The organism is Escherichia sp. HH26CH (genome assembly GCF_009820205.1).
In the GTDB taxonomy this organism is placed as follows: Bacteria; Pseudomonadota; Gammaproteobacteria; order Enterobacterales; family Enterobacteriaceae; genus Escherichia; species Escherichia coli_F.
The window spans coordinates 1-12635 of record NZ_VNXM01000035.1 but is presented as its reverse complement, the minus strand read 5'-3'; the positions used below and the strand labels follow the sequence as shown (position 1 = coordinate 12635).

Here is a 12635-nt window from a genome sequence, read left to right as displayed (position 1 = left end):
CCCACGCGGTTGTACGCGTGGGGTAGGGGTTAACAAAAAGAATCCCGCTAGTGTAGGTTAGCTCTTTCGCGCCTGGCAAGCGCGTTGCACATACGGGTTATGATTGCCCTGCACCTTCGCGATGCGTTCATCGCGCTCGCACTCCCAGTCGGTAACCGGATACATCTTGTTCCATGCGTTAAACAGCTGCGTTTGCTGGCGAGAGAGTGTCAGGTTGTATTGGTCACGCATATAGAAGTAGGTGCGCGCAATGGCTCCGCGTGCACGTGCTGGTGGCTCGGCGACTTTTTCTTTGAAATCGACCTTCATAGCGCATTGACCGTACTGGCCTTCGCCGCCATTCCACTGGCTGTACATAAAGTTGCCGCGATCGCCATTCACCTCACCGACTGACGGTTGCAGGTTATGCATATCGCTTTCCATCTTGCGATAAACCGGATCTTTGGCACAGTTTTTACGTCCACCGTCCTGCCAGCACTGGCGCTGGTGACCGAACTGCCAGGCGGGAACAACGTGTTCCCACTCTACGCGGTTGGCGCGGTTTTCATTTTTGCGCACCTGATAGCCGCACGATTGCAGATCGACAACGCCTTTTTTGCCCTGCCAGTCAATTTTACATCCGCAGTAAAACGTACCCGGTGCGTCAGCGTGGATTTTTACCGCCGCGGCTTTCGCCTGAGAAAAACTATTGATACCTTCGGCCAACGTCGGGCCGGAAAATGCTGCGCTCAGTACCACCGCAGCAATAGACAAATAACGGTACATCACTTACTCCGTGTTAAAACGAGCCAGCAACGTAGCGAAAGTTGTTTTGGTATGCAATCAGCCAGATCAGGAAAGTTCCTGATAGTTCAGGTGGTTATTTTGCAATCAGCTGTTCACCGCAATGAACACAGCGATAGACGGCCTCGCCACGAACTACGCGATTATGGCGGCGTACGGTAAGCTGATGTTCCTGGCACTTGCAGTGGTAGGGGAAGGTGTTGCGACGCACGGATTGCAGTTCAAACTGGTGCGTACGACGAGCGGGAACGCCAAGCACGTTTTCCATCATCCACTTCCACTCTTTGCCATGTGGCGCTACGCGGCCGAAATGTTTCCATACCAGCAAATGTGCCAGTTCGTGTGGCACCACTTCTTCAATAAAAGCTTCACTGTTTTCCAACAGCAAAACGGGATTGAGGCGAATTTCATAGCTTTCCAGCCAGGCTGTTCCGGCAGAGGTTCCGCGCTGGGTGTAAGAGAGTTTTGGCTCCGGGTAGTTACGCCCCAGCTTCAGGTTGGCCTGGGCGAGTTTTTCCCGCAGGCGACGCATAACGGCCTGTTGGATGGCGATAGGGAGACGGGATGTTTTCATAGCGGCAGAGGATAGAGCGAAGAAAAGATGACTGCAAGAGGTGGCTTCCTCCGCGACGGGAGGAAGCCAGAGGAGATTAATCGTGAGCGCCGATTTCACGCAGTTTACGACCTTTCATCAGATTACGTTCAATATGTTCCAGCGAAACGTGTTTGGTTTCCGGTACCAGCCACAGTGTCAGCAGAATAAACAGTACGTTCAGAGCCGCATACACCCAGAAGGTGTTGGCGTTACCCAGCGTGTTGAGCATGGTCAGGAACGTTGCGCCAACGATCATGTTGGCAATCCAGTTGGTGGCGGTGGAGCAGGTGATGCCAAAATCGCGGCCTTTCAGCGGCTGAATTTCGGAGCACAGTACCCAAATCAGCGGACCGGCACTCATGGCAAAGCCGACAATAAACATCAACAGCATGGCGATGGCGAAATACTGCGCTGACGGAGAGTGGATACCGATATGCATCATTGTACCGAGTATGCCCATGCCAGCAGCCATCACCAGGAAGCCCAGCGTTAGCGTTGGTTTACGTCCCCAGCGGTCAACAAGGCCGATTGCGATAAAGGTGGCGAGTACGTTGGTGAGACCGACGATCACTGTCCCCCACATTTGCTCGGTGGTGTTGGTATAACCCGCCAGTTCGAAGATTTTCGGCGCGTAATACATGATGACGTTCATCCCGGTGAATTGCTGCATTACCTGCAACAGTACGCCAAGGAACACCGCGCGGCGGAAGTTGCTGTTCTCTTTAAACAGCGCCCAGCCACTCTGTTTAACCTGCAAACTTTCACGGATTTCATCCAGTTCGCGTTTCGCTTCCGCGCTGGTGTCGCGCAGGCGCAGCAGCACGCGCTCGGCATCAACAAAACGGCGTTTGGCGGCAAACCAACGTGGGCTGTCTGGCAGGAAGAAAACACCAATCAGCAGCAAAATTGCCGGGATGATAATCACACCCAGCATCCAGCGCCATGCACCAGTGTAGCTAAAGGCGGTATCAGAAAGATAAGCACCGAGGATCCCGATAGTGATCATCAACTGATACATCGAGATCATACTGCCGCGAATTTTTTCCGGCGCAATTTCAGAGAGATACAGCGGTGCGGTATAAGAGGCCACACCCACCGCCAGCCCCAGCAGAACGCGGGAAAGAATCAGTACTTCAACGTTTGGCGCAGCCGCAGAGAACAGTGAACCGGCAACAAACAGAATTGCGCCGATCATCAGGCTCTTTTTGCGCCCGAGTTTAAAGGAGAGCCAGCCGCTACCCACCGCACCGACTGCCGCACCGAACATCATGGAGCTTACGACCCATTCTTGTGTGTGCGAAGTAATCTGGAATTCATCAGCAATAAACGGCAGTGCGCCAGCAATTACACCGATATCCAGGCCAAAGAGTAATCCCGCCAGAGCGGCAAGGAAGCAGACGAAAAACGTCATTGCCTTGTTTGACCGCCCCTGTTTTTTAGCGTCAGGCATGATGCCCTCCAATATGGTTATTTTTTATTGTGAATTAAGATAGGTGAGTACGACGTAAAAAGATGTGAAGCAAATCACATCAGTGTAATCGCTTACACTAACATTTATCTTAGTTATGATTTAAGTGCATGAAAATAATTGAGTTATATCATCATAGATTAAACGCTGTTATCTGCAATTAAGACTTTACTGAAAAGAAATGTAACAGCTGTGAAAACTGAATAATAATATGAAAATATTACAAATATTTGGCTGGTGTAGTGGGTGTAATCGGTTTCAGTCGTGGTGATGATTTGAGGGTAAAACGTGTTCAGAAAGAATGATGTTATTGTGCAGGCGGTTTTTTTTGCCGGATGCGGCGTGAACGCCTTATCCACTTACATGTGACAGCGGTTGTGGGCCTGATAAGCGTAGCGCATCAGGCATTTCTCTGGAAAAGAAAAAGGCCAGCGCGAAGCTGGCCTTTGAAAGCAGGTGAAGAAAGATTACTTCAGACCGGCAGCATCGCGCAGCAGCTGCGCTTTGTCGGTTTTTTCCCACGGGAAATGTTCACGACCAAAGTGACCGTATGCTGCGGTTTCTTTGTAGATCGGGTGCAGCAGATCCAGCATCTGAATCAGACCGTATGGACGCAGGTCAAAGAACTCACGTACCAGCAGGGTCAGCTGCTCAGAAGGCACTTTCTCGGTACCGAAAGTTTCCACCATGATGGAGGTCGGTTCAGCCACGCCGATTGCGTAGGAAACCTGAATTTCACAACGATCAGCCAGGCCAGCTGCAACGATGTTTTTCGCGACATAACGTGCTGCGTACGCTGCGGAACGGTCCACTTTTGATGGATCTTTACCAGAGAATGCACCGCCACCGTGACGTGCCATGCCGCCGTAGGTATCAACGATAATTTTACGACCAGTCAGACCGCAGTCACCCATCGGGCCGCCAATAACAAAACGTCCGGTCGGGTTGATGAAGAACTTGGTTGCGGAAGTCAGCCATTCTGCGGGCAGAATCGGCTTGATGATCTCTTCCATTACCGCTTCTTGCAGCGATTTCTGGTCGATCTCTTCAGAGTGCTGGGTGGAAAGTACTACAGCATCGATGCCAACGATTTTGCCGTCGTCATACTGGAAAGTCACCTGGCTTTTCGCGTCCGGGCGCAGCCACGGCAGAGTGCCGTTTTTACGTACTTCAGCCTGACGCTGAACCAGACGGTGTGCATAGGTGATAGGTGCTGGCATCAGCACGTCGGTTTCATTGGTTGCGTAGCCAAACATCAGGCCCTGGTCGCCCGCGCCCTGTTCCAGCGGATCGGCACGGTCGACGCCCTGGTTGATATCAGGGGACTGTTTACCGATAGCGCTCAGGACCGCACAGGAGTTAGCGTCAAAGCCCATGTCGGAATGTACATAGCCAATTTCGCGAACGGTGTTACGGGTGATCTCTTCGATGTCTACCCAGGCGCTGGTGGTGATTTCACCGCCAACTAAAACCATGCCGGTTTTTACGTAGGTTTCGCAAGCAACACGTGCTTTCGGATCCTGTTCGAGGATCGCGTCTAAAACGGCATCAGAGATTTGGTCAGCAATTTTGTCAGGATGCCCTTCAGAGACGGACTCGGACGTAAAAAGGTGTTTTGCCATATTTAATATCACCTAAAGAGAATTTGGTTAGCTCAAACTGTTGTGTGGATTTTCTGTGGTAGCGGATCCTACCACGACTCTGCAGGTTAAAAACACTGGCAGTCTGAGTGTTAATCGGTATGGATGGATTAACATCTGGATGGCTATTTTAGGTCAGTTCTTCACCCAATTTCCACTTTTTTTTGAATCGTGTCTCATTCTGTTAAAAACGTGGCTGGAAATTTTTCCTGACAATGCTGGCATTCTGCGTATTTATCTTTTGCAATTTTCTGCCATTGTGGGGTATAAAACGCGGCGCGCGGCTTAAATAAAAAGCACACGACGTTTCTTTCGTGTTGCCACTTCCAGCCGGGTTGAAATCAGAGTTTTGGCTTGTGGGTTCGTCTTAACAGGCGGCCGTGGAGGTGATACGAAATAATGAACCGTTGTCTGCTGCTTAACCTGTCTCACCGTTCTGGTGAAGATTCGTTCCCCGCACTCTGCATCTCTGCTTTGCATACCTGCCGATGTTATACCCATCTCGGCGCTTCTCAGGATTCAAGAGCTGGTTACAGTTACTGAGGACTGAACAAGGGCGCTCTTGTAAAAACAAGAGTTTTCTCGTGGTTTCGCCGAACTGTCACACTTACGTTCGGTTATGTGTTTAATAATGTTATGAAAAAGAAACCGGTTGCGCAGTCGGAGCGTCAGCATACTTTGCTGGAAAATCCGTGTGCTTATGGGTTGTTATCGCAGTCCCAGGCTGCGATAGTCGTTAACTGTTTTACACTTAATAAAATAATTTGAGGTTCGCTATGTCTGACGACATGTCTATGGGTTTGCCTTCGTCAGCGGGCGAACACGGTGTACTACGCTCCATGCAGGAGGTTGCAATGAGCTCCCAGGAAGCCAGCAAGATGCTGCGTACTTACAATATTGCCTGGTGGGGCAATAACTATTATGACGTTAACGAGCTGGGTCACATTAGCGTGTGCCCGGACCCGGACGTCCCGGAAGCTCGCGTCGATCTCGCGCAGTTAGTGAAAACTCGTGAAGCACAGGGTCAGCGTCTGCCTGCATTGTTCTGTTTCCCACAGATCCTGCAGCACCGTTTGCGTTCCATTAACGCCGCGTTCAAACGTGCGCGGGAATCCTACGGCTATAACGGCGATTACTTCCTCGTTTACCCGATCAAAGTTAACCAGCACCGCCGCGTGATTGAATCCCTGATTCATTCGGGCGAACCGCTGGGCCTGGAAGCCGGTTCCAAAGCTGAGTTGATGGCGGTACTGGCGCATGCTGGCATGACCCGTAGCGTCATCGTCTGCAATGGTTATAAAGACCGCGAATATATCCGCCTGGCATTAATTGGCGAGAAGATGGGCCATAAGGTCTATCTGGTCATTGAGAAGATGTCAGAAATCGCCATTGTGCTGGATGAAGCAGAACGTCTGAATGTCGTTCCTCGTCTGGGCGTGCGCGCGCGTCTGGCGTCTCAAGGTTCTGGCAAATGGCAGTCTTCTGGCGGGGAAAAATCGAAGTTCGGCCTGGCGGCGACTCAGGTACTGCAACTGGTTGAAACCCTGCGTGAAGCCGGACGTCTCGACAGCCTGCAACTGCTGCACTTCCACCTCGGTTCGCAGATGGCGAATATTCGCGATATCGCCACGGGCGTTCGTGAATCCGCGCGTTTCTATGTGGAACTGCACAAGCTGGGCGTCAATATTCAGTGCTTTGATGTCGGCGGCGGTCTGGGTGTGGACTATGAAGGTACTCGTTCGCAGTCCGACTGTTCAGTGAATTACGGCCTCAATGAATACGCCAACAACATCATTTGGGCGATTGGCGATGCGTGTGAAGAAAATGGTCTGCCGCATCCGACAGTAATCACCGAATCAGGTCGTGCGGTGACTGCGCATCACACCGTGCTGGTGTCGAATATCATCGGCGTGGAACGTAACGAATACACGGTGCCGACCGCGCCAGCAGAAGACGCGCCGCGCGCGCTGCAAAGCATGTGGGAAACCTGGCAGGAGATGCACGAACCGGGAACTCGCCGTTCTCTGCGTGAGTGGTTACATGACAGCCAGATGGACTTGCACGATATTCATATCGGCTATTCTTCGGGCACCTACAACCTGCAAGAACGCGCGTGGGCTGAGCAGCTTTATCTGAGCATGTGTCATGAAGTGCAAAAGCAGCTGGATCCGCAAAACCGCGCACATCGCCCGATTATCGACGAATTGCAGGAACGTATGGCGGACAAAATGTACGTCAACTTCTCGCTGTTCCAGTCGATGCCGGACGCATGGGGGATCGACCAGTTGTTCCCGGTTCTGCCGCTGGAAGGGCTGAATCAAGTTCCGGAGCGCCGCGCCGTGCTGCTGGATATTACCTGTGACTCTGACGGTGCCATCGACCACTATATTGATGGTGATGGTATTGCCACAACAATGCCTATGCCGGAGTACGATCCAGAGAATCCGCCGATGCTCGGTTTCTTTATGGTCGGCGCATATCAGGAGATCCTCGGCAACATGCACAACCTGTTTGGTGATACCGAAGCGGTTGACGTGTTCGTCTTCCCTGATGGTAGCGTAGAAGTGGAACTGTCTGACGAAGGCGATACCGTGGCGGACATGCTGCAATATGTACAGCTCGATCCGAAAACGCTGTTAACCCAGTTCCGTGATCAAGTGAAGAAAACCGATCTTGATGCTGAACTGCAACAACAGTTCCTGGAAGAGTTCGAGGCAGGTCTGTACGGTTATACTTATCTTGAAGATGAGTAATTAAGATTATTCCGCTATCGGGTCGATTTATTTATGTAAATCGACCCGCTTTCTTTTTATATATTCTTAAAAATAATTTAGCTGCTTTCCTTATTAAATAATCTCCCTACAATCGCTGCATTAATTAAATGCAGAGGGAACGGTTATGAAAAAATGGAAAGTACGTAGCGCGTTGGTGGCATTAGTCGTGCTGCTGGCCGGTTGTTCCAGTAATGCGCAGTATAATAGCAGTGCATCGGGCAATGTCGGCACCGCCTGGGGTGGGGATGTGCACTCAACGGTTCAGGGCGTATCTGCTGAACGAGCCTGGCGCGATCCGGCAGAGATGATCGTTATTAGTTATTCGACTAATGTTCCTTCCGGCTACGACCGCGTTTATAGCATCCGTATTAACGAACTTGAATATGCTATTCGCGATGGTAATTTTAATTCTCTACCTATTACGCGGATTTATAATTCATCAGGTAAAGAACTACGCTATATAGTCCATGCCAGAGTAGGAATGAATTACCAATTATATGTCCGCAATTACAGTCGTAACACCAACTACGAGATCGTTGCGACAGTTGATGGCCTGGATGTTCTCAATGGTAAACAAGGTTCTCTGAATAACAACGGCTATATTGTGAATGCCGGGGATTCGTTGGCGATTAAAGGATTCCGCAAAGATAAACATACCGAAGCGGCTTTTCAGTTCGCCAACGTTGCTGATTCCTACGCAGCCAATTCGGCGCAAGGCGATGTGCGTAATACCGGTGTAATTGGCTTTGCAGCTTTCGAATTGCAAGGCCCGGCGCAAAACACGCTGCCGCCGTGCTCTGGACAAGCCTTCCCGGCAGATAACAATGGCTATGCGCCGCCACCGTGTCGGAAATAGTAACCTCGCTTGATGCTTCGCCCATTTAAGGCGATAATTAGCACAAAATTGTGTTTCGCAAATCCAACCCTTCCTCGTCGGGCCTAACGACGCGGAAGGGTTTTTTTTATATCGACTTTGTAATAGGAGTCCATCCATGAGCACCTTAGGTCATCAATACGATAACTCACTGGTTTCTAACGCCTTTGGTTTTTTACGCCTGCCGATGAACTTCCAGCCGTACGACAGCGACGCCGACTGGGTAATTACCGGCGTGCCGTTCGATATGGCCACTTCTGGTCGTGCGGGTGGACGCCACGGTCCGGCGGCGATCCGTCAGGTTTCGACGAATCTGGCCTGGGAACACAACCGCTTCCCGTGGAATTTCGACATGCGCGAGCGTCTGAATGTGGTGGACTGTGGCGATCTGGTGTATGCCTTCGGCGATGCTCGTGAGATGAGCGAGAAGCTGCAGGCGCATGCTGAAAAGCTGCTGGCTGCCGGTAAGCGTATGCTCTCCTTCGGTGGTGACCACTTTGTTACCCTGCCGCTGCTGCGTGCTCATGCGAAGCATTTCGGCAAAATGGCGCTGGTACACTTTGACGCCCACACCGATACCTATGCGAACGGTTGTGAATTTGACCACGGCACCATGTTCTATACCGCGCCGAAAGAAGGTCTGATCGACCCGAATCACTCCGTACAGATTGGTATTCGTACCGAGTTTGATAAAGACAACGGCTTTACCGTACTGGACGCCTGCCAGGTGAACGATCGCAGCGTGGATGACGTTATCGCCCAGGTGAAACAGATTGTAGGTGATATGCCAGTTTACCTGACCTTTGATATCGACTGCCTGGATCCTGCTTTCGCGCCGGGCACCGGTACGCCGGTGATTGGCGGCCTGACCTCCGATCGCGCCATTAAACTGGTACGCGGCCTGAAAGATCTCAACATCGTTGGGATGGACGTAGTGGAAGTGGCTCCGGCATACGATCAGTCGGAAATCACCGCTCTGGCAGCAGCGACGCTGGCGCTGGAGATGCTGTATATTCAGGCGGCGAAAAAGGGCGAGTAAGCGCCAGATGCGATGTCGCCCGTAGGCCGGATAAGATGCGTCAGCATCGCATCCGGCATTGCGGACAGGGTAACAAATGTGTCATTCATGTCAGATGCGGCGTGAACGCCTTATCTGACCTACGTTCGGCACCACCAGGCTTTACTTAACCCCATCCGCGCTCATACGATCGCGAATATGCTGGGCGCGTTCGGCGGATGCCGGATGGTCGTCAAACATTGAGCTTTGGCGGCCTTCTTCCAGTTTCGCCAGTTTTTCAAAGCTGGTGGCAAGACCAGCCGGGCTGATGCCGCGTTGGCGCAGAAGATCGTAAGAATAATCATCGGCTTCTGCTTCCTGGCGCTGGGAGAATTGCGAATTGACTAATTTCTCGCCCAGATCACCAAGCTGTGATTGCGATAAACTGCCGACAATCCCGCCCGCAGAGGCTGCCGCGACTCTCACGGCGTTGGTACCTAATGCAACTTGCATCCCTTTCTTCACATGGCCTAACGCGACGTGCCCCATTTCGTGACCGATCACCGCTTCGACTTCGTTATCCGTCATCATATCCATCAGCCCGCTATAGACGCGGATACAGCCGTTTGCCATCGCAAAAGCATTCACATCCTTCGCCATATACACTTTGTAGTTTACTGGCTGACCGTTGATATTGTTGCCTAGCGCATTGGCAATAGTTGTCAGACGTTTAGCGTATTCGCTATTGGCTGGCGCAATCGTCGCCTTGCTGTCCATCTCCTGACATGCCTGATCGCTCAGGGCTTTCACCTGCGCATCACTCAAACTGTAAGCCTGAAAAGCTTCCGCTCCTGATGAGAGCAGTCCGTTGGAGTCCATATTCTGGCAACCGGTCAGTACCGTTGCCACGCTCATTGCTACCAATAAGGCGCGAATTTTCATGTTTTCTCTTCCGCACAAGGTCAGGATTATTCTAAAAATGCACCGTTTGCAGGTGAATCGATGCTCAGTCTCAGTATAAGGAAAAGCGCAGCGGACGGGCGAGCAGATTGCGCAACATGCGAGCATGATCCAGAGATTTCTGAAGCGGCAAAAGGATGTTCCATGTACATGACGCGCGGCTTGCGGTAAATTGTTGGCAAATTTTCCGGCGTAGCCCAAAACGCGCTGTCGTCAAGTCGTTAAGGGCGTGCCCTTCATCATCCGATCTGGAGTCAAAATGTCCTCACGTAAAGAGCTTGCCAATGCTATTCGTGCGCTGAGCATGGACGCAGTACAGAAAGCCAAATCCGGTCACCCGGGTGCCCCTATGGGTATGGCTGACATTGCCGAAGTCCTGTGGCGTGATTTCCTGAAACACAACCCGCAGAATCCGTCCTGGGCTGACCGTGACCGCTTCGTGCTGTCCAACGGCCACGGCTCCATGCTGATCTACAGCCTGCTGCACCTCACCGGTTACGATCTGCCGATGGAAGAACTGAAAAACTTCCGTCAACTGCATTCCAAAACTCCGGGCCACCCGGAAGTGGGTTACACCGCTGGTGTGGAAACCACTACAGGTCCGCTGGGTCAGGGTATTGCCAATGCAGTCGGTATGGCGATTGCAGAAAAAACGCTGGCGGCGCAGTTTAACCGTCCGGGCCACGACATCGTCGACCACTACACCTACGCCTTCATGGGCGACGGCTGCATGATGGAAGGCATCTCCCATGAAGTTTGCTCTCTGGCGGGTACGCTGAAGCTGGGTAAACTGATTGCGTTCTACGATGACAACGGTATCTCTATCGATGGTCACGTTGAAGGCTGGTTCACCGACGACACCGCAATGCGTTTCGAAGCTTACGGCTGGCACGTTATTCGCGGCATCGACGGTCATGACGCGGCATCCATCAAACGCGCAGTAGAAGAAGCGCGCGCAGTGACTGACAAACCGTCCCTGCTGATGTGCAAAACCATCATTGGTTTCGGTTCACCGAACAAAGCCGGTACGCACGACTCCCACGGTGCGCCGCTGGGCGACGCTGAAATTGCCCTGACCCGCGAACAGCTGGGCTGGAAATATGCACCGTTCGAAATCCCGTCTGAAATCTATGCTCAGTGGGATGCGAAAGAAGCAGGCCAGGCGAAAGAATCCGCATGGAACGAGAAATTCGCTGCTTACGCCAAAGCTTATCCGCAGGAAGCCGCTGAATTTACCCGCCGTATGAAAGGCGAAATGCCGTCTGACTTCGATGCCAAAGCGAAAGAATTCATCGCTAAACTGCAGGCTAATCCGGCGAAAATCGCCAGCCGTAAAGCGTCTCAGAATGCGATTGAAGCGTTCGGCCCGCTGTTGCCGGAATTCCTCGGCGGCTCTGCTGACCTGGCACCGTCTAACCTGACCCTGTGGTCTGGTTCTAAAGCAATCAACGAAGATGCTGCGGGTAACTACATCCACTACGGTGTTCGCGAGTTCGGTATGACCGCGATTGCTAACGGTATCTCCCTGCACGGTGGCTTCCTGCCGTACACCTCCACCTTCCTGATGTTCGTGGAATACGCACGTAACGCCGTACGTATGGCTGCGCTGATGAAACAGCGTCAGGTGATGGTTTACACCCACGACTCCATCGGTCTGGGCGAAGATGGCCCGACTCACCAGCCGGTAGAGCAGGTCGCTTCTCTGCGCGTGACCCCGAACATGTCCACATGGCGTCCGTGTGACCAGGTTGAATCCGCGGTCGCGTGGAAATACGGCGTTGAGCGTCAGGACGGCCCGACTGCGCTTATCCTCTCCCGTCAGAACCTGGCGCAGCAGGAACGTACCGAAGAGCAGCTGGCAAACATCGCGCGCGGTGGTTATGTGCTGAAAGACTGTGCCGGTCAGCCGGAACTGATCTTCATCGCTACCGGTTCTGAAGTTGAACTGGCGGTTGCTGCCTACGAAAAACTGACTGCTGAAGGCGTGAAAGCGCGCGTGGTTTCCATGCCGTCTACCGACGCATTCGACAAGCAGGATGCGGCTTACCGTGAGTCTGTACTGCCGAAAGCGGTTACTGCACGCGTTGCGGTGGAAGCTGGCATTGCTGACTACTGGTACAAGTATGTTGGCCTGAACGGTGCTATCGTCGGCATGACCACCTTCGGTGAATCTGCTCCGGCAGAGCTGCTGTTTGAAGAGTTCGGCTTCACCGTTGACAACGTTGTTGCGAAAGCAAAAGAACTGCTGTAATCGGTAAGATGCTTTGTGAGAAGGGCCGCGAAAGCGGCCCTTCAGATTATTGGCAAAGTGCGCGTTGTTCATGTCGGATGCGGCGTGAACGCCTTATCTGACCTATAAGATCGTGCAAATTCAATATATTGCAGGAAGTATGTAGGCCTGATAAGCGTAGCGCATCAGGCAGTTTTGCCTTTGCCATCAGTCTCAAGGGCCGCGAAAGCGGCCCTTTTTTTGTGCACAGAAAACCCCCAGCTAGGCTGGGGGTTCCGGAAAGCTTTCAGCTTTGAGCCAGTTATTAAAACCCC

Annotated in this window: 12 protein-coding genes; 7 read left to right on the top strand and 5 right to left on the bottom strand. The window is 52.2% G+C overall.

The genetic code is table 11. The features are described from left to right. Nucleotides 1–57: 57 nt before the first annotated feature. From endA to metK, 4 genes are all read right to left on the bottom strand, one after another. A complete protein-coding gene (gene endA, locus FQ015_RS11495) occupies nt 58–765 on the bottom strand; it encodes a deoxyribonuclease I (RefSeq protein WP_000286512.1) in 708 nt (235 codons plus the stop codon). 94 nt (nt 766–859) lie between these two features. Beyond that, a complete protein-coding gene (locus FQ015_RS11490) occupies nt 860–1357 on the bottom strand; it encodes a SprT family zinc-dependent metalloprotease (RefSeq protein ID WP_115738241.1) in 498 nt (165 codons plus the stop codon). Nucleotides 1358–1433: 76 nt separating this feature from the next. Then, a complete protein-coding gene (gene galP / locus FQ015_RS11485) occupies nt 1434–2828 on the bottom strand; it encodes a galactose/proton symporter (protein ID WP_001352953.1) in 1395 nt (464 codons plus the stop codon). Nucleotides 2829–3313: 485 nt separating this feature from the next. Next, nucleotides 3314–4468, bottom strand: a complete 1155-nt coding sequence (gene metK, locus FQ015_RS11480; protein ID WP_001062128.1) for a methionine adenosyltransferase — start codon at nt 4466–4468, stop codon at nt 3314–3316. 55 nt (nt 4469–4523) lie between these two features. Between metK and yqgD the strand changes: the two genes are divergently transcribed. The 6 genes from yqgD to speB all read left to right on the top strand — a co-directional run bounded on the left by yqgD (nt 4524) and on the right by speB (nt 9173). Continuing rightward, nucleotides 4524–4775 (top strand): protein YqgD, encoded by a 252-nt coding sequence (yqgD, locus tag FQ015_RS24550; protein ID WP_001305310.1) that lies wholly within the window; start codon nt 4524–4526, stop codon nt 4773–4775. A 110-nt stretch (nt 4776–4885) separates the two neighbouring features. Next, a complete protein-coding gene (yqgG, locus tag FQ015_RS24545; protein WP_001297404.1) occupies nt 4886–5029 on the top strand; it encodes a protein YqgG in 144 nt (47 codons plus the stop codon). 93 nt (nt 5030–5122) lie between these two features. Next, nucleotides 5123–5254, top strand: a complete 132-nt coding sequence (gene yqgB / locus FQ015_RS11470; protein ID WP_001360961.1) for an acid stress response protein YqgB — start codon at nt 5123–5125, stop codon at nt 5252–5254. Nucleotides 5255–5262: 8 nt separating this feature from the next. Beyond that, nucleotides 5263–7239: a biosynthetic arginine decarboxylase gene (speA, locus tag FQ015_RS11465; protein WP_001352954.1), complete on the top strand. Its 1977-nt coding sequence runs from the start codon at nt 5263–5265 to the stop codon at nt 7237–7239. Nucleotides 7240–7384: 145 nt separating this feature from the next. Further along, nucleotides 7385–8116, top strand: coding sequence for a hypothetical protein (locus tag FQ015_RS11460; protein WP_039021548.1), 732 nt, complete (start codon nt 7385–7387; stop codon nt 8114–8116). Nucleotides 8117–8252: 136 nt separating this feature from the next. Next, nucleotides 8253–9173 (top strand): agmatinase, encoded by a 921-nt coding sequence (speB, locus tag FQ015_RS11455; protein WP_000105566.1) that lies wholly within the window; start codon nt 8253–8255, stop codon nt 9171–9173. Nucleotides 9174–9314: 141 nt separating this feature from the next. On the opposite strand, the gene loiP is transcribed toward speB, so the two are convergent. After that, nucleotides 9315–10073, bottom strand: a complete 759-nt coding sequence (gene loiP, locus FQ015_RS11450; protein WP_001299420.1) for a metalloprotease LoiP — start codon at nt 10071–10073, stop codon at nt 9315–9317. A gap of 277 nt (nt 10074–10350) precedes the next feature. On the opposite strand from loiP, the gene tkt reads away from it, so the two are divergent. Further along, the gene (tkt, locus tag FQ015_RS11445; RefSeq protein WP_000098632.1) at nt 10351–12342 is read left to right on the top strand and encodes a transketolase; all 1992 of its coding nucleotides are present in this window, start codon (nt 10351–10353) and stop codon (nt 12340–12342) included. The last annotated feature ends 293 nt before the right edge of the window (nt 12343–12635 follow it).